This window comes from Rufibacter latericius (genome assembly GCF_003721515.1).
Classification (GTDB): Bacteria; Bacteroidota; Bacteroidia; order Cytophagales; family Hymenobacteraceae; genus Nibribacter; species Nibribacter latericius.
This window is the reverse complement of the sequence record NZ_RJJD01000004.1, coordinates 254,909-276,103: the sequence shown is the minus strand read 5'-3', so window position 1 is coordinate 276,103 and position 21,195 is coordinate 254,909. Positions and strand designations below refer to the sequence as shown.

General features: G+C 49.5%; 16 protein-coding genes. 8 read left to right on the top strand and 8 right to left on the bottom strand.

The window, feature by feature from the left end; genetic code table 11:
• The first annotated feature begins 189 nt into the window (after nucleotides 1-189).
• The 7 genes from EFB08_RS09095 (at nucleotide 190) to EFB08_RS09065 (ending at nucleotide 8,653) form a co-directional block, all read left to right on the top strand.
• Complete coding sequence (locus EFB08_RS09095) at nucleotides 190-1,155, top strand: YihY/virulence factor BrkB family protein (protein WP_123126627.1); 966 nt, start codon at nucleotides 190-192, stop codon at nucleotides 1,153-1,155.
• A gap of 378 nt (nucleotides 1,156-1,533) precedes the next feature.
• Complete coding sequence (locus EFB08_RS23330; protein WP_125077690.1) at nucleotides 1,534-2,097, top strand: hypothetical protein; 564 nt, start codon at nucleotides 1,534-1,536, stop codon at nucleotides 2,095-2,097.
• A 303-nt stretch (nucleotides 2,098-2,400) separates the two neighbouring features.
• On the top strand, nucleotides 2,401-3,069 hold the full coding sequence (gene mnmD / locus EFB08_RS09085; RefSeq protein ID WP_123126625.1) for a tRNA (5-methylaminomethyl-2-thiouridine)(34)-methyltransferase MnmD: 669 nt from the start codon (nucleotides 2,401-2,403) through the stop codon (nucleotides 3,067-3,069).
• Between the two features lie 62 nt (nucleotides 3,070-3,131).
• Nucleotides 3,132-4,424 carry a hypothetical protein gene (locus EFB08_RS09080; protein ID WP_125077689.1) on the top strand — a complete coding sequence of 431 codons (1,293 nt, stop codon included), beginning with the start codon at nucleotides 3,132-3,134 and terminating at the stop codon, nucleotides 4,422-4,424.
• Between the two features lie 200 nt (nucleotides 4,425-4,624).
• The gene (locus EFB08_RS09075) at nucleotides 4,625-7,135 is read left to right on the top strand and encodes a S9 family peptidase (RefSeq protein ID WP_123126745.1); all 2,511 of its coding nucleotides are present in this window, start codon (nucleotides 4,625-4,627) and stop codon (nucleotides 7,133-7,135) included.
• Nucleotides 7,136-7,618: 483 nt separating this feature from the next.
• On the top strand, nucleotides 7,619-8,212 hold the full coding sequence (locus EFB08_RS09070; protein ID WP_123126623.1) for a hypothetical protein: 594 nt from the start codon (nucleotides 7,619-7,621) through the stop codon (nucleotides 8,210-8,212).
• A 57-nt stretch (nucleotides 8,213-8,269) separates the two neighbouring features.
• Complete coding sequence (locus EFB08_RS09065; RefSeq protein ID WP_123126622.1) at nucleotides 8,270-8,653, top strand: SRPBCC domain-containing protein; 384 nt, start codon at nucleotides 8,270-8,272, stop codon at nucleotides 8,651-8,653.
• A 99-nt stretch (nucleotides 8,654-8,752) separates the two neighbouring features.
• On the opposite strand, the gene EFB08_RS09060 is transcribed toward EFB08_RS09065, so the two are convergent.
• Both EFB08_RS09060 and EFB08_RS09055 read right to left on the bottom strand, forming a co-directional pair.
• Entirely contained in the window at nucleotides 8,753-10,141 is a 1,389-nt protein-coding gene (locus EFB08_RS09060) for a SusD/RagB family nutrient-binding outer membrane lipoprotein (RefSeq protein ID WP_123126621.1), read from the bottom strand.
• A 12-nt stretch (nucleotides 10,142-10,153) separates the two neighbouring features.
• The gene (locus tag EFB08_RS09055; RefSeq protein WP_123126620.1) at nucleotides 10,154-13,345 is read right to left on the bottom strand and encodes a SusC/RagA family TonB-linked outer membrane protein; all 3,192 of its coding nucleotides are present in this window, start codon (nucleotides 13,343-13,345) and stop codon (nucleotides 10,154-10,156) included.
• Between the two features lie 521 nt (nucleotides 13,346-13,866).
• Between EFB08_RS09055 and EFB08_RS09050 the strand changes: the two genes are divergently transcribed.
• Nucleotides 13,867-15,444, top strand: coding sequence for a T9SS type A sorting domain-containing protein (locus tag EFB08_RS09050; RefSeq protein ID WP_123126619.1), 1,578 nt, complete (start codon nucleotides 13,867-13,869; stop codon nucleotides 15,442-15,444).
• A gap of 12 nt (nucleotides 15,445-15,456) precedes the next feature.
• On the opposite strand, the gene EFB08_RS09045 is transcribed toward EFB08_RS09050, so the two are convergent.
• The 6 genes from EFB08_RS09045 to rpmG all read right to left on the bottom strand — a co-directional run bounded on the left by EFB08_RS09045 (nucleotide 15,457) and on the right by rpmG (nucleotide 21,138).
• Nucleotides 15,457-16,047: a 5-formyltetrahydrofolate cyclo-ligase gene (locus EFB08_RS09045; RefSeq protein WP_123126618.1), complete on the bottom strand. Its 591-nt coding sequence runs from the start codon at nucleotides 16,045-16,047 to the stop codon at nucleotides 15,457-15,459.
• Between the two features lie 2 nt (nucleotides 16,048-16,049).
• Nucleotides 16,050-17,606 (bottom strand): bacillithiol biosynthesis cysteine-adding enzyme BshC, encoded by a 1,557-nt coding sequence (bshC, locus tag EFB08_RS09040; RefSeq protein WP_123126617.1) that lies wholly within the window; start codon nucleotides 17,604-17,606, stop codon nucleotides 16,050-16,052.
• 422 nt (nucleotides 17,607-18,028) lie between these two features.
• On the bottom strand, nucleotides 18,029-19,396 hold the full coding sequence (rimO, locus tag EFB08_RS09035) for a 30S ribosomal protein S12 methylthiotransferase RimO (protein ID WP_123126616.1): 1,368 nt from the start codon (nucleotides 19,394-19,396) through the stop codon (nucleotides 18,029-18,031).
• Between the two features lie 330 nt (nucleotides 19,397-19,726).
• The gene (gene ftsY, locus EFB08_RS09030) at nucleotides 19,727-20,686 is read right to left on the bottom strand and encodes a signal recognition particle-docking protein FtsY (RefSeq protein WP_123126615.1); all 960 of its coding nucleotides are present in this window, start codon (nucleotides 20,684-20,686) and stop codon (nucleotides 19,727-19,729) included.
• Nucleotides 20,687-20,794: 108 nt separating this feature from the next.
• Complete coding sequence (locus tag EFB08_RS09025) at nucleotides 20,795-20,947, bottom strand: DUF4295 domain-containing protein (protein WP_071887815.1); 153 nt, start codon at nucleotides 20,945-20,947, stop codon at nucleotides 20,795-20,797.
• Between the two features lie 2 nt (nucleotides 20,948-20,949).
• The gene (rpmG, locus tag EFB08_RS09020) at nucleotides 20,950-21,138 is read right to left on the bottom strand and encodes a 50S ribosomal protein L33 (RefSeq protein ID WP_062543030.1); all 189 of its coding nucleotides are present in this window, start codon (nucleotides 21,136-21,138) and stop codon (nucleotides 20,950-20,952) included.
• Nucleotides 21,139-21,195: the final 57 nt, after the last annotated feature.

Sequence of the window (21,195 nt, the reverse complement as noted above, 5' to 3'; positions counted from 1 at the left end):
AGAATTGGTTTTCTGCCTGTTTTCAGAAAAGGATGCCTAATCAAACCATTCTTTCAATTTCCCATTCTCTCAATCTATCATTCTTTCAACCATTCAATGTCTCAATAAAACCTCCCAATCTGCGCTTACATCAACAATTAAGCGTCTCTTCCCGTAGTTTCAGGTAATTCATCATCTGACTCTAAGCGAATGAGTAAATATACAGCAAAAGGAATATGGGGGCTCATTATGAACTCGGCCTCTGAGTTCATGAAAAACAACTCCCTGCGGTTGGCAGCGGCGCTCTCCTACAACACTATTTTCTCCCTTCCCCCTCTCTTGTTTATTGTGGTGCGCACCGCCAGCTTCTTCTTTGGCGAAGAAGCGGTCACTGGCCAGTTAGATACCCAGATCAGCGGTTTGGTGGGACGCGAGGCTGCCACAGAGATACAGTCCATGATGGCGAAACTGCACTTGGAGGGCCCTAGTCCACTTGCTACCTGGATAGGCATAGGCACCCTGATCTTCGCCGGCACTACCATCTTTGTGACCCTGCAGGAGTCTTTGAACAACGTTTGGAACCTGCAGACCAAGGCCAAAAACGGCATCCTGAAACTGGTCATGGACCGGATCCTGTCCTTCGGGATGATCTTGAGTGTTTCATTTCTCTTGCTGGTGAGTTTGGTGATAAGCGCCTTGATTGGCATTCTCACAGATTACATGCAGCGGCTACTGCCGGGTGTAGCAGTGGTGTTCATCTACATTTTAGACGTGGTGGTGTCTTTGGGGCTGATTACCCTGCTTTTTGCCTTGATCTTTAAATACCTGCCAGATGCCATTATCCGCTGGCGCGATGTGTGGGTGGGGGCCGCGGCCACCGCTTTTCTGTTTTTGCTGGGCAAATACCTCATTGGCTGGTATCTGGGCCAAAGCGACATGACCAGTTCATACGGCGCGGCCGGTTCTATGGTGCTCCTGCTTTCCTGGGTGTATTACTCTTCGCTCATCATCTTCTTCGGGGCCGAGATCACGCAGGAATACGCAGACACCTTTGGCCAGCCCGTGATGCCTAACCATAACTCCGTGCGGATAGAAGTACGCGAAGTTCCCCACGAAGAAACAATGGATGCGCAAGCTGCTGGCCGCCCACCCGCTCAGGGGCGCTTCAGGACCTAACCCGCTTATCGCCTGTTTTCCGGAAAACAGCGGTAAATCTCTTGCCCCAGAACTTTGCTTTTCTCCGGTTTTGGCAACTTCAGCTTAAAAACTCTTGGGTGGCTAAAACCGGAGAAACTTTTGAAAGCCGATGGATTTTACGCAACGGTTAGGGGTTTCCAAGAGTATAGTGGTCTAAAGATTAAGTTAAAATTGGTGGGGTTCTGTGTAGCTTTGCAAACTATTATTTCGTATTTTCAAAATACTAATATTACTAAGTTTCCTTTTATTTCTGATACGGGTATGTGGCGGCTGATGGTGCTTTTGTTTTTGCTCCTTATATGGGTGCATGGTAGCTGCCAAAGCAAGCAGGAACCTGATACCCCGCGTGTTGCCCGGATGGCCGCGAATAAGCCCAACTCCACGCCTAAAAGCACCTACGCCCCAAATTTTGATAACACAGCCCGCATGAAGGCCTTCTATGAACACTTGGAAATGGTGTCTGAGGACCACCCAGACGTGATCAAGGCGGTGGCGTTTATCTCCAATCCGTTTTTGCCTGTTGAGGAAGAGCCGGTTTTACAGCACTATGAGGCCCAGATCAGGACCGCATTTGAAGTTCTGAAAGACACCGTTACCAACCAGCACAAAGCCCGCTACATAGACACCCTGTTCCAGCTTAACTTTGACTCCAGCACGGTTGAGCTGTATTACCCCATGTACACCAAGCGCTTCCTGCTTTCTTACGCCGATATCAAAAGCCCCAACCTAGCCCTGAAGAACGGCATCAAAGTAGGGTGCTCCCGACAGGAATTGCTCCAGAAACTCATAGGCTACAAACTCTTCATCAAAGAGAACAAGAACGTGGTAGAGGTCTGTGACTGGGAACGCAACTCCTGGCTCAGGTTCCATCTCTCCCGAGGCAAAGTCACCAGCATCCAGTACGAGGGCTACATAGATTAAGGCAAGAACCGGGAAGCCCATCTCTCTGGTTTTCCATTCACTTTTGAATACCTCTTATGCAAAGAGCCTTTCCAGGAAAGGCTCTTTTCTGTTTTAGTCCTGTTTTCCAGGAAATAGGTCAAAAGCGAAAGAGTTTGATTCGGGTGGCAGGAGCAAGTGGTCCATAAGATTTCTGAACGCTATGGTTAGTAGGCCTACTTCGTTTTAAGCCTGTTTTCCGGATAAAAGACCCGAAATAGCAACTCCCCCATTCTAATTCTTAATTCCTAATTCTTAATTCACCTAAGATGCTTAATTTGCTTCATGAATCTTGAAGTAAGACAAACCAAAGACGGCTCTACCACCCTTTTCGTGCCGGAACTGAACGAGCATTACCACTCGGTGCACGGGGCGCTGCAGGAATCGTTGCACGTGTTCATCAAAATGGGTTTGGAAGCCACCCTGGAGCGTAAGTCCACGGTGCGCCTGCTGGAAGTTGGCTTCGGGACTGGCTTGAACGCGCTGCTCACCCTGCAACACACGCTGGTTTCCGGCGCTTCGGTCTTCTATGAAACCCTGGAGAAATACCCCTTAACGCCGGAGGTAGTAAACCAACTGCACTTCGATAGATTCATCCTCAACCCCGAGCTGCTGGACTTCTTCGTGCCCCTGCACAACGCCCCCTGGGAGCAGCCAGTAGCTATCACCCCGCAGTTCACCCTCTGCAAACTGGAAACCGATCTGGAAGCCTTCGCCCCAGCATCGGAAAGCTATGACTTGATCTATTTCGATGCTTTTGCCCCGGAAAAACAACCCCACCTCTGGACTGATGCCATTTTCCAAAAGATGTACGATTGCCTGGCTCCCGGCGGCACCCTGGTCACTTACTGCGCCAAAGGTAGCTTCAAACGCAGCCTAAAAGCAGCAGGCTTTACCGTAGAAGCGCTGCCCGGCCCTCCCGGCAAACGGGAAATGACCCGCGGCGAGAAATAGTACAGTTGACCCTATCCCTTTATTTTACTTAATATTTTATTCACCTAACCTTCTATCCCTAAATGAGGAAAACCTTTACCCTATTATTTAGTCTTTGCCTTTTATCCTTTATTGGTCAAGCCCAGACAAACTTCAAACCCGGCTTGGTGGTTACCAGCGCAGGAGATACCCTAAAAGGGTTCATTGACCATCAGGAATGGTTACAGAATCCAGGGGCCATTACGTTTAAATCCACAGAGACCAGCACCACGGAGCAAAAATTCACCCCGGCCAACAGCGTATACGTGGAGGTGCTGGGCATTGAAGCCTATCAAAGCGCGAGGGTTTCAATTTCTCAGGCACCCGTAGACCTTTCCTCCTTAACCCATGGAGCAGATACCACAAGTGTACAGGATACGGTCTTCTTGAAAGTGACGCATGCAGGGCCTTCGGTCTCCCTTTTCACCTATAAAGACAAGATCAAATTACGCTTCTATCTAAAAGAACACACGGCCGGTACTCCTTATCAGGAGCTTCTTTATAGAAGATACTTCAAGGTAGGCCAAGCGGAGTATGTCGCAACAGATCCCCTCTACCGGAACCAGCTTTGGGCTTTGGCCATCAGATACCAAGGCAACTCCCAGGGCCTCCTGAATAAGATCAAAACTTCTGACTATGCAAAGAATGATCTCTTACCCTTGGTACGACAGATAAACGGCCCTGAGACAAAACAAGCGAGCGCCGTCCCCTTTAAGAAGCTTCCCAGAACAAGGTTTATGCTGGGTTTATGGCTGAATAGGGCAACCATGACGAATGACAAAGAACAACTGGTAGGCGCACAGGAATTTTCCTCCTACTTACCAAAGTTCTCTCTGGGGATTGATGCCTTTGCAAACCCAGCAACTCAGCGCTTACTGCTCAGGACAGAGTTTTCGGTATCTATGGCCGCACCCAGGGTGCAGCATGAAGTTCAAAAGGGGTCTTCCTCTACTTATGTCTATCAATATGAGTACAAACAGCTTTCTGCTTCCCTGAACCCTCAGGTTTTGTACAATTTGTATAACCGCGACAATTTCAAGGTGCACCTGGCGGCTGGTTTGATTGCCACCAAGGCTAGTTACTCCAAGGACAAGTTCACGACAACCTATAATATTGTACCAGGCGAGGTTTCCACCGCTGCTATTCTCGAAAACTATGAACAGCCTGAGACGTTTTGGTACTCCTACACCGCCCGGGCCGGCATGATGCTCTTCAACAATCTGGATGTGTCACTTCTTTACACCACCAATAATATTTCCAGACGCGTGGATTATGCCATCAACACACAATCTATCAGCGCAGGCGTAAGCTATTTATTTGCCCGAAAAGTAAATTGAACAAGTAACGGTTCTTAGGTACACCTGACGGTAGATTCCATGTATTGAATCTACCGTCAGGTGTATTTTCTTTTACAGGCTGTCTGCTTACACCAAGCCTTAAAAGCTTACTTCTTTAAAGGATCTTCTGGCACACGCATACAGAAAAACAACGCTTGTTTCGTATCTTCAAGCTTCCAAACACCTACAAAACCCTTTTCATGAGAATAATTTACTTTCTGGCCGCCTTTCTGATGGCAGGCCTGGGAGCAAACGCCCAATCTGGGCAACCTGCCAAAGCCAATTACCAGTTGGCGTCCCGCTTTTCCCCCAAAAAATTAGAAAAACTCATCTTCACCACCAGCCTGGACCCGCATTGGCTAAAGCAAACCGATCGGTTCTGGTACATGTATGAGACGTCCAACGGAAAGAACTGGTACATCGTAGACCCGGCCACCAAGTCCAAACAGGCTATTTTCAACACCGATCAACTGGCCGCCGATATCACCTTGGTGGTGCGTGACCCATTCGATGCGCAGCATTTGCCTATTGAAAACCTCAAATTCACTGAGGACGAAAAGAACGTGCAGTTCGAGATAAAAAGCACCGTAGATCAGGTCAAAAAAGACCGCATCGATAAAAAAGCCGCTGATTCACTGGAGAAAAAAACGCATTACTTCCAGTACAACCTGGCTACCCGCAAACTAACCGAGCTGAAGGACTACAACAAACCGAAGCGCAAGCCTACCTGGGCTTCCATCTCGCCAGATCAGAAATTCGTGGTGTTCGCCAAAGAGCACAACCTGTACTGGATGGACCGCGCCAATTACGAGAAAGCCCTCAAAAACGAGAAAGACTCCACTATTGTGGAAACCAAGTTCACCACCGATGGCGTGGAAAACTATAGCTACGGCGACTCTCAGGGCGAAACCAACGTGGAGCGCGAGAAGAACAAGAAGAACCGCAAGCCCGCGTTCATCATGTGGTCCCCGGATTCCAAGCACTTCATCATGACCCGTACCGATGCCCGCAAAGTGAAGGACCTGTGGGTGCTCCACAATACTGCGGCAGGTCGTCCAGCCCTGGAAACCTACAAGTACCAGATGCCCGGCGAGAAAGAGGCCCCCATCAGAGAGCTGCTTTTGTTCAACTTTGCGGAAAAGACCGCTAAAAAGATCAACGCTGCTGCTTTTAAAGACCAGGAGTTATCGGTGTGGCCAGCACCCGCCAAGCAAAACTCCCGCGATGACGAATTCCGCGCCAACCTGTGGCACGGCACCAACAGCAAAGTCTATTTCACCCGCACCAGCCGCGACCTGAAAAAGATTGACGTGTTGTCGCTGGATGTTCCATCGGGCACCGTGAAGCCTTTGATTGATGAGCGGTTCAACACTTACGTGGAAGTAAGCCGCGTGGGCCTGGTGAACGGCGGCAGCGAAATGATCCATTGGTCTGAGCGCGATGGCTGGGGTCATTTCTACCTCTATGACGGTAACGGCAAACTGAAAAACCAGATCACCAGAGGCGCCTACCACTGCGAGGAGATTGTAGGCATAGATGACAAAGCCCGCGTGCTGTACTTCACCGCTAACGGCCGCGAAGCCAAGGAAGATCCCTACTACCTGCACCTGTACCGCGTAAACTTCGACGGTTCTGGCCTGAAGCTCTTGAACAGCGGCAACTTTGACCACCAGGTAAGCATGAACGACAGCCGCAAGTTCTTCGTGAGCACGGCCTCGCGCGTGAACACGGTTCCAAAATCTGCCTTGTACAACAGCAACGGCAAAAAAGTAATGGACCTGGAGACCGCCGATCTGTCTCGCCTGATGACTACCGGCTACAAATTCCCCGAGCCGTTTATTGTGAAAGCTGATGACGGTGTGACGGATCTGTACGGCGTCATGTACAAACCTTTCGATTTCGACTCCACCAAGAAATACCCCATCATTGAGTATATCTATCCAGGTCCGCAGACCGAAGCTGTGAACAAAGCCTTCGGGAGAAGCATGGACCGCATGGACCGTCTGGCGCAAATGGGCTTCATTGTAATCACCGTAGGAAACCGTGGTGGTCACCCGGCGCGCTCCAAGTGGTACCATACCTACGGCTACGGCAACCTGCGTGACTACGGCCTCGCCGATAAGAAAGCCGCCGTAGAACAATTGGCAGACAGACATACCTTCATTGACATCAACAGAGTGGGCATCACCGGCCACTCCGGCGGAGGATTTATGTCTACGGCCGCCATGCTGGTGTACCCAGAGTTCTTCAAAGTAGCGGTCTCTGGCGCCGGTAACCACGAGAACAACATCTACAACCGCTGGTGGTCTGAGAAACACCACGGCGTGAAAGAAGTGATCACCGCCAAAGGTGATACTACCTTCCAGTACACCATTGATAAAAACCCAGAGTTGGCCAAGAACCTGAAAGGGCACCTGCTGCTTACCCACGGCGACGTGGACAACAACGTGCACCCGGCCAACACCATCAGAATGGCAGACGCCCTCATCAAAGCCAACAAACGCTTCGATCTGGTGATTATGCCCGGCCAACGCCACGGCTACGGTGACATGACCGAGTACTCCTTCTGGATGACCGCCGATTATTTCTCCAAACACCTTTTGGGTGATTTTTCGCAAACCGTGAATATCACCGAGATGGATCGTGAGATGGAACAGAACAACAAAAAGCCTCAATCCGGCAGAACTGCTCAACCAGAGGACGAGGAATAATCTATAGTTGACCAGCTAAAAAAAGCCGCAGCCTAATAACAGGCTGCGGCTTTTTTTTATGTGTTACGTTATCGTCCCCCTTTGAAGGGGGTAGGGGGATGACAAAGTCGGGTGAAAAATTGACGGCTTTCGCTACAGAGCGGAGGCTTTCCTGGTTCTTCTCCAGCTAGGGCAACCACAAGGGATTGCCCCTACAACATGGGAACGCCATGATTTGCACAAGTAGTCATCCCCCTACCCCCTTCAAAGGGGGACGGAATGCGTGTCTAAAGAATAATCATGAAATCTTGGTTAGGCACATGCTTCCACTTTCTTAACTCTGCCTATGATTTTACTCAAAACACCTTTCGACTTGCGTTTCAAGGCCGATTTTGGGAAAATGAGCTTTAAACGGAATCCTCCTGTTGCGCCTCTTTGCCATTTCTGGGGCTTATGCCTCAGCTAGGCAATCCTTTTATATAGCTCTTCGCGTATAAAGCATCTATGAAAAAACTGCTCCCCAGCCTAGTGCTTTTCCTGTTTCTATTCACGGCCTGTTCCAGAGACAATACTTCGCAGTATGAAACCAATCCGTCGGTCGAGGAAATTGTCACTACGTCCTCTCCGGCTATTTCCTTCCAAAGCTTTGTTTCTGACCTGCCCGCGTTGGCTTTGCCCTTCAAGGCCACCTGTTCCTTTGAATACACCTTGGGCTCCCGGTTAGACACCACCGTGGCCGGCACCTTCCTGAAACCGCATGAGCTTCCTTACCGACAGATTTCGGTGAACGAGGATGTTACTGCTCTGCTGGTGCTCTTCCCCGCCGATGAGACGTTGCCCAGAATCAGGACGTATAACCAGGAGGGGACTCAATTGGATGAGCAGGATTTGAAAACTACTTCTTGTGGCGAAGAGCCGGGCATTAAACACAGTGAGCAATACACCATCCAGAAAGACTTCACCATTGAGCACCTGGACAGCACCACTCGCTGGCAGGTAGACGCGCAGTACAACGAGGTGCCCAACACCCGCAAACTCACCGTCACCCGCAAACGCTACCGGATTTCGCCCACCGGGGACATCTCTGAAATAAAGTAACCACCCGAGGCACCGGGAGTCTATTGTAGTTTTTACCTTCGCCCAATTGTTTTGACCATGAAAGATTTCAAGAAATATTACTTGCTGCCCGCCACCCCAGAGGAAGTGTACATCGCGTTGACCAACCCCATTACCCTGGAGATCTGGACCGGGGAACCCGCCGAGATGTCTACCGAGCCCGGAACCGAGTTCTCGCTCTGGCAAGGCAGCATTGTAGGCAAGAACCTGGAGTTTGAGGAAAACAAAAAACTGGTGCAACACTGGTACTTCGAGGGCGAGCCCGAAGACTCTATTGTGACTATCAAACTGCACCCGCATAAACAAGGCTGTTCTATGGAAGTGAAGCAGACCAACATCCCAGACGAGGCCTACGATGAACTGGTAGAAGGCTGGAACGATGCCTACGCTGGCGCTTTGCTGGCCTTTTTTGAAGAACAGTAGAAAACCATCGGCATACACTTAACTTGCTTTTGACCTGATTTCACAAAAAAGGCCGGTAAACTTCCGGCCTTTTTCTTTGCATATGTTTTCAGGCTCTAACTAGTCCTTGTCCCACCAGACTTTGCCGTACAGGCCGTCAGTGCCGCCTAATCTTTGTAAGGCAGCCTTATAGTTCGTAGTGTTATTAGCAGACTCATTAGAAGGATACATTAATCTTGCAGGAATTGCTTTTCCTCCGGGAGTTACCAAGTTGCTAGGGTATCCGGTTCTTCTCCACTCTGCCCAAGCCTCGTACCCGTGCATGAATAGGTGAACATACCGTTGGGTTGCAATTTGCTCTAATCCTTTTGCAGGGTCATACGCAATTTCTGGCTTCTGCAGGAAATCACTTACTCCGGTGCTATTTTCGGTCCACTGCATAACAGATTGTTTGATGGCCTCCTCATAATTGGTTTTGGCTTCTGCATCGCCACCGGCAATCCAGCCACGCTTAGCGGCTTCAGCTTTGGCGAATAAGGCTTGGGCGTAGGTTACCAAGGCCACGGGGGCGTCCTGTTTCCAGATATCTGAACCAAGCAAGGCATAGTCATTGGGAACCCCGCCTTCGGGTTTGCCAAATGGCAAGCCTACATATTCTCCATCTTCATTAGGATCGGCGTAAATGGCCAACCTAGGATCTGCCGTAGGTTTCATTGTATTCACAAGTGTCTGACTTAATGCCCACCATAAACGTTGCTGTCTACCCACTTGGCTGTACCAATAATTTTCATTTGCTTCCACTGCCAAATGCTTGAAAACAAGATTATCGGCGTTGGAGGCCATGATACCAGCTGTCAGTGCCTGATTAAATTCATCTTTCCCTTTAGTTGGGTTTACTTCAGATAAACGGAGCGCCATCAGAAGGTGGATAGTATTTCCTAGCTTTTTCCATTTGTCCATGTTCCCGCCATAGACAATATCATTTTTGATATCACCGGCCACAATCTGCCCATTCGCTTCTTTCAACAATGCGAAGAGGTTGTTATAGATAGATTCCTGGGTATCATAAGCAGGCGCGAAATTATCCGCCCCTTTTAGTGCTTCGGTGTAAGGTACGTCTCCCCATCTATCAGTTATATTCCAGAAGAAATAAGCCTTAAGGATCTTGGCTACGGCCTTCTGGTTCTCTACCGGTCCCTCTCTTCCGTCTAGGGTTGTTGAATTGATTACCTCCTCCAGGTTCATTAGAGGTCCAGTGTAAAGCCCATAAAAGTTGGTAGCACCTTCTGGGTAAAGGGAACCTCCCGGAAACTGAGTTTCAGATAAGTACTGAGCCATAAACTCTCCTTGCGGGGAAGAACTTAGACCTGGCAAGGATAGCATGGCATTTGCCAGTAACTGCCCACCAGACGCTTGGCTGGGTTTATTGGGGTTCACGTTTATATCCTCGTCAAACTCACAGCTTGCGAAGGCAAGGCAAGCTAACAACAGTATATATATTCTCTTCATGGTCTTCTCTAATTAAAAAGTAATGTTCAGGTTCACGCCATAAGAACGAACTGTGTTCAATCCTCCGGTTTCTAACCAGCCAAAGGAAGAGGCACCTGTTGCCAACTCGGCTGGGTTTAGTCCTTCAGGAGCCTTTTGCCAGATCATCACAGGGTTGCGGGTGATGAAAGCAATACCAACTTTCTCAAATGGCAATTTACCTAACGTGGCTTTGCTTAAGGTATATCCAAGCCGCACCTCTCTAAGTCTCACGTAAGAAGCATCATACAACCACTCTTCATATACCCGTGTTCCTAACGTTGTTCTAAAATAGGCTCTGGCATCTACATACCCATTGAATTCCTGTCCGGCAAGCGGTGTTCCAGGACCATAGATACCGTTGACCTTCACCCCTCCTCCTTCTGTAAGTGGGTCACGTACGTTTTTACCGTTATCGTTCAAAGCAGCTGTTTCTTCCGCCAGACCGGCTTTCACTGCCAACATGCGAGACCAGCTGAAGAACTGACCACCAAACTGGTAGTCAATCATGGCGCTCAGGTCAATTTGCCCATACCGGAATGTATTTTGGAAACCACCGGTAGCATCTGGAAGCACGCTCCCGAAGTCATGAGTGGCTGTTGTATACAAAGGCAGGTTGTTAGCACCCAATAAAACTTTACCAGTTGCCTCATCACGTTGATAGGCTTGGCCTACTAACTTCCCGAAAGGCTGTCCTACGTTTGAATACAGGTACACAGAAACGCCACTGTAGGTATTTGATTCAAGCAAGCGAGAATCAAGGCCTGGGTAAAGCTCTTTTACCGTACCCCTGTTTCTGGCCAGGTTAAGGGCGACATCCCAAGAGAAACGATCTGTTTGCAGGGGAGTGCCAGTCAGGGCAAGTTCAATACCTCTGTTCACCATAAGTCCGGCATTGATGTAGGAAGAACTATACCCGCTGGCTCCGGATACATTCAGCTCAATGACATCGCTTTTATTTCTCTGCTGATAGTAAGTAAAATCTGCCCCTAACCGACCATTGAAGAATTTAAGGTCCATGCCTACTTCATAAGAAGTAGCAAAAGAAGGCTCAATGTAGGGGTTGTTTAAAACGTCTGGCACATAAGAAGTATTGGTTGTACCACTTTCGTTGCCGTATAACCCACCCACTTCATAATTAAGAGAAGTGGCGTAAACATTAACATCGTTCCCGGCCTGCGCATAACTGGCCCGTAGTTTTCCAAACGAAAGTGGTTTCCAGTTCAGCAGTTCACTAAACACAAATGAACCCGATACCGATGGATAGTAATAAGGATCTGGCAACGTAGAGGAATGGTCTCTTCTCAAAGAAACATCAAGGAAGTAGGTGTCTTTATACCCGATTGTTGCCATTCCGTAGACGCTTTGCAGCTGTTTTCTCAAAAGATAAGAAGAAACGGAAGGCCGCTCACGGGAGGCTTCAATGTTGTAAAACCCTGGGCTGGACAAACCTCCAACGGTAGCCTGGGTGAGGTAGGTGTAGTTTCTGTCAAACAGGTTGGCTCCTAGGTTGAAGTTGAAGGAGAAGTCGTTCCAGTCTTTGGTGTACTGCGCCAGGAACTCATAGTTCATTTCTCTGTTCTGGTACTTTCCAGTAGAATACGCATCCTGGTACCTGCCTCCGGCGGCTTCTCTGTGTTCAATATTCTGAACGTAGATATCAGAACGCACAAAACCGCTCAGTTTCAACTCAGGCAATACCTGGTAGGTTAAGCCTACATCTCCAAAAAACCGGTCCCGGTTATCACCATTAGTGTTTTCATAGGCTTCAAAGTAGGGGTTGTTCCAGTCAATTGGCTCATAGTTGGTGATTACGCCGGCAGCATTAGGTCTGTTTATATTCCAGTGATAGAAGGTGCCGTCTGGATATTTATAGTCCTTTAACCTATTCATGTCCAAGTTGCGCTGGAACCACTGGGTAAAGTTTCTGGAACCTTCATAATACCCCTGAGATGGGCGTTGCGCATCATTGGTGGCATAGTTGATGTTAGTTGACACGCTCCACTTTTTCGTTAGATCAAGAGAAGCACTTAACCCAAGGTTATTCCGCTTAAGCCAGGTGTTTGGCTCAACTCCTTCAATGTAGGTATTGTTATAGCTCAACCGAAAGGTAGAGTTCTCATTTCCGCCAGCTACGCTTATCCCGTTGTTAAGATTGAATCCGGTTTCAAAAAAGTCTTTGATGTTGTCTGGGTGTGCAACAAAAGGCTCTAATTTGCCATACATTGGGTCCTGGGGGTAGAAGCTGTGCATGTGGCGCACCAGCGTACCGTCCATTTTAGGTCCCCAGCTTTCATCTGTGCCGTCTACATATTTTTCCCCATTAGCAAGGGTTCTCCAGGTCTGGCTTCCGCCACCCCCATAGACATTTTGCATAGGCATTAAATTGCCCACTTTTTCCACTGAGAAGGCAGAGTTTAATTGCACTACAACTTTTTTAGGGCCTTTGCTGCCTTTCTTAGTGGTAATCATAATTACCCCGTACTGACCACGAATACCATAGAGCGCTGAGGCAGTAGGCCCTTTCAGTACGTTGACAGATTCAATGTCTTCCGGATTTATATCCTGGGCCAGGTTACCGTAGTCAGGACCGTTTCTTCCGGCAAAGTTTGAGTTTGAAATGGGAGTACCATCTACTACCACCAACGGCTGGCCGCCACCTGTTACGGAATTTACTCCTCTAATCTGGATCTTCTGCGTACCACCCATACTTGCACCAGAAGAACCTGTTACTTGCACTCCGGCCACTTTACCTGCCAAGGAACCCAATACATTTTGTTCTTTAGTGAATGTCAAAGTTTCGCCTTTTACCTCTTGGGTTGAATAGCCCAGAGACCTCTCGCTCCTTTCAATTCCCAAGGCCGTTACCACTACTTCTCCTAATTGCTGGTTATCCGAAGAAAGAGTGATGTTAAAGGAGGTCTGGCCCGCCACCGGTACTTCTCGGGTCACATAGCCCAGATAACTAAGCACCAGAATGGCGTTGTCATCGGCTACCCTGATTGTGAAATCCCCATTGCCATCGGTGGATGTTCCGTTGGTGGTGCCTTTGACTACTACACTTACCCCGGGCAAACCGGTGCCGTCGTCTGAGGCGGTCACCTTACCACTGATTTCCCGCTGCTGCGCATAGGCCATGCTCAGCGAAGAAATGAGGGAAAGTAAGAGAAGTAATGTTTTTTTCATGCGTTAAACAGGTTTAGTTAGGTGAGATAATAGCATTTATGGAGTTGTGGCTCAGAGTAGTCAAAATTGATTCCGGATTATATTCATAATTTCAAATATCTCCTAAAGTCTGTCTAAAAAACTATTATTTTTTTTCAAGTGAAAGGAGTTTTAATAAAGATATAAGCTAATGATTTATTCTTTTTATGAAAAGTTAAAAAGTACGCAAGCCAAGGGGTTTTCCGACTAGTTGCAGCACAAGGAAGGACAGCAAACCTTTTGTCCGTGGTTTTGCTCTCCTTTTCAGAAAACAGGCTTAAAAGGTGTAGTGCTTTAGTAGATAATGATAGAAAGGAAGAAGCCAAGTAAGATAGGCAGTCAAGGACTATTACTTTCCTAGCCGAACTTACCGATTCTGGGCGGAATAGCGCCCTTTCTCCAGCCTGAGACATCAGGATGAAAACCGATAAACGTACTGGAATTGGCATCGCTATTTTTCGTTCTGGTTCGTTAAATAACAGACCACCCTCAAAAGGATAACTATGAAAAACAGCTACTTAGCCTTCCTGCTCTTTCTGTCGGTTAGCATCTGTTGGGCGCAATCAACTCCGCCTGGAGCCACTGAGTGGGTGAAGGTCACGGTGCCTCAGAACATGCGCAGTTCGCCTTTCAACACAGAACGGTTTGTCTCCCTGCCCAGGAATTTCTCGCTGGCCGTCTACGCCCGAATTTCCGGTGCCAGGTTTATGGCCATTGCGCCCAACGGCGACTTGCTGGTCTCGGTACCAGGCCAGGGACGGGTGAAACTAGTCCGACCATCGGCTTCAGGCAGTCCCCAGATCACAGATTTCGTGAGCGGATTAGCCCGTCCCCATGACTTGGTTTTTCACGAGATCAACGGCACCACGTACCTCTATGTGTCTGAGAAAAATAAAATCAGTCGCTACACCTACCAAAACGGTGACCTGACTGGGCAGAACCGGGAGATAATTGTAGACAATCTGCCCGATGCCAGTCTGCCGGAGTTAAACGGCAACTATGGGCACGAGCTGAAGAACATCGCCCTAGACCGGAACCACAATCTGTACGTATCCATCGCCTCCACCTGTAATGCCTGTGCCTCAGATACTCAGAGTGATCCTATCAGGGGAGCTATTTACGTGTATGACGCCCAGGGAAAGAACCGACGCCTTTTTGCTAAAGGACTGCGCAATGCTGAGGGACTGGCCTTCATTCCAGGTACAGATGAGTTGTGGGTAACGGTAAATAACCGCGACCAAATCCGCTACCCGTTCAACGATGCCACGGGGAACTACGGCAAAATCATCCCCAACTACGTAGACAACAACCCGGCGGAGGAATTCACCAAGGTGCGTGACGGGGGAGACTACGGCTGGCCTTTCTGCAACCCAGTCCTGACCCAGGGTACCGAGAACATGCCCTTCGCGCCAGACTATGAATTAAACAGAAACGGCACCGTCAACTGCGACAACATGAACCGCATCTCCAAAGGCATCGCGGCTCACTCGGCACCGTTGGGTTTCGTTTTCTCCCAAGGCACCAAATTGGCTGCGCCGTACAACAACGGCGCTATCTTAGCGCTGCATGGCTCCTGGAACCGCACGAAGAAAACTGGCTACAAAGTGATTTATTTTCCTTGGAATGCCTCCACCCAAACGCCGGGTGCGCAGGTTTCCCTAGTAGACCACATCCTGAATGAGGACTCCACGAGTGCCTGGGCCAGACCCGTGGATGTTGCTATTGACTTACAGGGCAACCTCTTGATTTCTGATGATCAAAGCGGTACTATTTTCAAGATGTCGTACCATGATCCACTAGGAGTCAATGACAACCTACCGACAGGTTACCAGGTAAACATCGCTCCTATGCCGGCGCAGAAAAGCACCCAACTCACCATTGAGGTACCGGCGCCCATAAATGCCACGGTCACGCTGGTGAACCTGCACGGAGATAAACTCTGGGAGACAACGCAAACCCTTGCCCGCGGAAGCACCAAGATTAAGGTCGCCACAGACCATCTACCCGCAGGCATGTACCTGTTGCAGATAGGAACGCCCGCCTTCCAGGTCTCCAGGAAAGTGCTGGTACAAAAAGAATAAGGCAGGAAGCGCTTAGTCCTTAGAATCTGAGGACTTGAACGTCCACACCTGATCTGGGGTGATCACAGCATCCAGGGTAAGGTCTGTGGCGCTCACATCGTCAATTATCTCCACCGGAGGCTCCAGGGAGAGTCCCAGTTTTTGGCTCATTTGGGGCAAAAGGGCCAGAAAACGGTCATAAAACCCTTTGCCGTAGCCTACTCGATGCCCTTGAAGGTCAAACGTCAGAAGGGGAATCAGCACAATGTCAATCTCGGACTCTGGGATGGGCAAGGCGTTGACCGGCTCTGGAATACCCCATTTGCTTTCCTGCAGCTGGGTTTCAGGAGTGGTAAGGAAATGGGCCATGGAAAAGTCCTTCGGGTTGGCCACGGGCACCGCTACCTGTACGTTGTGTTGCCACAGCTGCCGCACAATGTGCCAGGTATTGACTTCCTGTAGCTGCTGGATAGGCAGAAAAGTATGGACCGTCTGCCCCGGTTTAGGCGCAAATTCGGCCAGAAAACGCGCCGAGATGCGCTCGCTGCAGACTTCTATTTCTTCTACTGAGAACTGCTGGCGCCGTTGGGAATACTCCTTTCTAAGATCAGCTTTCAAGGCCATGGCTATTCTTCCTGAAGTACGGTAAAGCAGTAAGAAAACGGCTCAAAAGCGGCCACCAACTCTTGGATGAAGTTAGGGTTGTTGGTCTGGTAGGTGAGCAGGTTGTCTACGCGCTCCTGCAGCACGCCCGTCGGGAAAAGCTTCTCCTTCAGGTTGGCCAATTGGTTATACGCTATGTCGTTTTTGCTTTCCACGGCTTTGTTCAGCTTTTTCTCCAGCATCTGGAGACTGTTATAGGCTTTCTGGGCCTCGGCACCAACGGCTTTCACCAGGGTGGGGTCAATGGATTGGGCCAGCTCCTCTATCTGCCGGAAGGCCTCCTCTACCGCGCTCCGTTGCTGCTGCAGGGCTACATCCTGCTGGTTCAGCAGCTCGGCGAGCCGTTTTTTCAGCTCAGGCAGTTCCTTGAACATCTCGGTTACGGTAAAGCCCAGTTTCTCCATGCGCTGGGCGTTGGGCTTCGTGATCACCATGGCCGAGTTGCGCAGCATCACCGCCGGATACGGTACCCCGTAGGCCTCAAACGTACCTTTGAGCTGAAACCAGTACGCCACCTCGGCCCCACCACCAATGTACGCCAGGTTGGGCAGCACCAGTTCCTGGTACAACGGTCGCAGCACCACGTTCGGGCTGAATTTTTCGGGTTGTTCCTGGGTTAACGCCAGGATTTGCTCCCGCGAGAAGGCCAGATCAGTATTCAGGACCTTGTATTGGTCTCCTTCCTGCACAATCCGCTCTCTTAAGTTCTGGTCCAGGTAAAAGAGGTTAATCTCGCGCACCATCACCTGCGGTTTGTAGTGCTGCTCCAGTGCCACGTTGGTTTTGGTAACGGCTTTAAATCCTACCTGTTCGGTGAGTTCGCGCTGCGCGATAGGGCTGAAAGCCTGCTTTAACGAGCGGCTATCTCCGTCTACGCACACCACGCCGTACTCGCCAAACAAACCGTTCACTATCTGGCGCATGGCCTCCGCGAGGGTACCGCTTTCAGTGTAGGCCTGCTCAAACAAAGGATAACTTTCGGGCATCTCGTCCAGCAGCTCGTTCAGGCCATCGGTGGAGAAACGGCCCACGGCGCCTTTCGCATCGCTCTCCCAAGCATAGTTCTTCCCGAAAAGCGTGAAATGGTTCACCTCGGCAAAATCGTGGTCCTCAGTGGCCATCCAGTACACGGGCACAAACTTCTGGTCTGGGTAGGCCTTCTGCAGCTCGCGGGCGGTGTTGATGGCGGTAACCACCTTATAGATAAAGTAGAGCGGCCCGGTGAACAGGTTGAGTTGGTGCCCCGTGGTGATGGTAAACGTTTGGGCATCGGCTAACGCCGCGATATTGGCCTGCACCGCCTCCGTGATTTCCACGCCCTGGTATTGCCGGTTGAGTTCGTCTACCAGCACCTGCCGCCGCTCTGCCGGAAAATTCCGCTCCTGAATGAGGGCCGGAAACGAGCTGATTTCAGGAAAATGGGCGTAAAACGGCCGGAGTTTAGCATCCTTCCGGAGATAGTCCAGCACTAGAGAAGAAAAGGCACCGATGGCGCTATAGTCAATACAGGAAACTTTCATAACTGGGTACGGGCCGCGTTAAGCGCACCTGCCGTGCAAAGGTAAAATCTATTTTCAGAATAATACCCGTAGTACGTTTCTAAGAAGGCCGTGGATGGTGTCACGCAGGAAACTACAGGAATCACGGAGTTGGTCTAAGCCGCGGGAGTGGGTGGGTTTCTGTTTTGAGGGCGATTTGGTAAAAACAGGCTTGAAACAGGTACTGGAGCGTTGGTTATAACCTATTCACCCTCTATTGTCCCTATGGAGCAACCTGAAGTAAGAATCAATCTCTTATGCTTTGTAACCTACATCAACAAGGGCAACCACAAGGGATTGCCCCTACTATAAAACTGATATACCCCAGAAACAAAAAGACCTCACAGGTTTTAAAAACCTGTGAGGTCTCCTAAAGAGTTAAATCTTTGTTTTAGGCCTGTTTCTTAGGAAACAGACGGTAAATGCGCGGAAGCTTCTTTCTCTGCCGGAGCGTAATTGTTGCTTACTACCTCTCCGTACAGGTCGAAGTCTGAAGAATCGGTGATTTTCACTTGGGCGAAATCTCCCAGGCGCACGTAGGTGCTGCCCGCGGGAACCAGAACCTCGTTGTCTACCTCCGGAGAGTCGTACTGGGTACGGCCCACGAAATAGCCACTTTCCTTGCGGTCGAAGAGCACTTTGTAGGTATTGCCTACTTTCTCTTCGTTCATCTCCATGGAAATACCTTGCTGCAGTTCCATGATAGCATCGGCACGTTCTTGCTTCACCTCATCCGGTACATCGTCTACCAAGGTGTGGGAATGCGTGTTTTCTTCGTGCGAGTAAGTGAAGATACCAAGACGATCAAATCTGGTTTCCTCTACCCAACGGTACATCTCCTCAAAGTCCTGCTGCGTTTCACCGGGGTGACCAGCAATCAAGGTGGTTCTAAGGGCGATGTCTGGTACGCGCTGACGGATGGTATCTACCAACTCCAGCGTACGACGCTTGGAGATACCCCGGCGCATGGTCTTGAGCATGTTGTCAGAGATGTGCTGCAACGGCATGTCCAGGTACTTGCAGATGTTCTCGCGCTCTACCATCACGTCCAGCGCATCCATCGGGAACTGGCTTGGGTAGGCGTACTGCATCCTGATCCACTCAATGCCGTTCACGTCTGAGAGACGCTGTAACAGCTCGGCAAGCTTGCGCTCGCCATAGTGCTGCAGACCGTAGTAGGTCAAGTCCTGGGCAATCAAAATCAATTCTTTCGTGCCCATATTGGCCAGACGCGTGGCTTCTTTCACCAGGCTGTCAATGGGACGGTCTACGTGCTTGCCGCGCATCAACGGGATGGCACAGAACGAGCAGGGACGGTTACAGCCCTCGGCGATCTTGAAGTAAGCGTAGTGCTTAGGCGTGGTGATCAAGCGCTCGCCAATAAGTTCGTGCTTGTAATCGGCTTCCAGGGTTTTCAGGAGCTGTGGCAACTCCAGGGTCCCGAAGTAAGCGTCTACCTGCGGAATTTCGGCCTCCAGGGAATCCTTGTAACGCTGCGAAAGACAACCGGTGACATAGAGTTTATCAATGGCTCCGGCTTCTTTGGCATCGGCGTAGCGCAGAATAGTGTCAATGGATTCCTGCTTGGCGTTGTCAATGAAGCCGCAGGTATTCACGATGATGATATTGGCGTCATCTTTCTCTGAGTCATGCACCACCTGGCGGTCGTTGGCCTTCAACTGGCCCATGAGCACTTCAGAGTCTACCAGGTTTTTGGAGCAACCCAGCGTGATAACGTTGTATTTGTCTTGTTTAAGCGATCTTACTTTCACGTGCCTGTCTTAGGGAATTCTTACTTATGGAGTGCAACAACCAAACTGGGGTGATTGGTTTACTTTGCGCCTCTTTTATTAGAATCAGCCTATAAATAGCCTGATTCCGAGCTCTTCTTTATTATCTCTTGTTCAAGTTTTCAACTTGGACCTATTATGGTCTGAAGTTTTCAACTTCAGTGAGGCGACAGCCTCAAGATATACATTTCAGACCTCTTTTACTTCCACATATCTCAAGTTGAAAACTTGAATCAGGAAGAATTAAGAAGCACAGGAAAGGCTTTCCTGTTTTGAGCCTACTTTCTTCAAAACAGGCCCAAAACAGCTTTACTATTTCTTGGAGAACAAGGAGTCCACGAACTCGCGCTTGTCAAACACCTGCAGGTCTTCCACGCGCTCACCTACGCCAATGTATTTCACCGGAATCTTGAATTCGTCTGAGATACCGATGATGACCCCACCTTTGGCGGTTCCGTCCAGTTTGGTTACAGCCAGGGCAGTTACTTCGGTGGCTTTGGTGAACTCGCGGGCCTGAATCACAGCGTTCTGCCCGGTGCTACCGTCCAGTACCAGCAATACTTCCTGCGGCGCGTCTTCAATCACTTTCTGCATTACGCGCTTGATCTTGGACAATTCGTTCATCAAACCCACTTTGGTGTGCAGACGGCCGGCTGTGTCAATGATGACCACATCAGCACCCATCTCCACGCCTTTCTTCACGGCGTCATACGCTACCGAGGCTGGGTCTGTGTTCATGCCGTGGTCAATCACGGGAATGCCTACGCGGTCGCCCCAGATCTTGAGTTGGTCCACGGCGGCAGCCCTAAAGGTATCACCAGCGCCTAGCACTACTTTCTTGCCGGCTTTGTGGAATTGAGAGGCTAACTTACCAATAGTAGTCGTTTTGCCTACGCCGTTCACGCCAACCACCATGATCACGTACGGTTGGCCGCCAGTATCAGGTAAGCTAAAGTCTTCGGCCACGCCACCTTTGTTCTCCTCCATGAGGTCCATGATCTCTTCGCGTAGGATGCGGTCCAGGTCTGAGGTCCCCACGTACTTGTCACGGGCCACGCGCTTCTCAATGCGGTCAATGATCTTGACAGTGGTCCCAATTCCTACATCGGCGTGTACCAGCACGGTCTCCAGCTCATCCAGGACTTCCTCGTCCACCTTAGACTTGCCTACTACGGCTTTGCTGAGTTGGTCAAAGAAACTGGTTTTGGTTTTCTCCAGACCTTTGTCCAGAGATTCTTTTTTGTCTTTGCTGAAGAAACCGAAAAGTGCCATAGCGGTCTAGGGAACTATTGGAGATAAGAATTAGAAATAAGAATATACCAAAAAAGTCCCTGGTATGGAGGGACTTTTACAGGTATATCATCAATGCGATATCGGCAATTATTTTTTGAGGGCGTCTTGCACTTGGTCAATCGGCACCATCTCTTCTCTGAAGGTGTAGGCTCCAGTCTTAGGAGACTTAACAGCTTTAATCACCTTTGCCCAGTCTTTACCAGTGGCGGTCTTCAGGGTTGCAACTACTTTCTTAGCCATGGTTATTTAATTTCTTTATGAACAGTTACTTTCTTCATGAACGGATTGAACTTCTTCATCTCCAAACGCTCAGGAGTGTTCTTTCTGTTTTTGGTAGTGATATACCGAGACATGCCAGGTACGCCGGAGTTTTTCTGCTCAGTGCACTCCAAAATCACCTGAACTCTATTGCCTTTAGCTTTCTTTGCCATCGCGAAGTTGATTTTTATTTAGGACTGCAAATATACGAGCCGAGTCCTGTAAATACA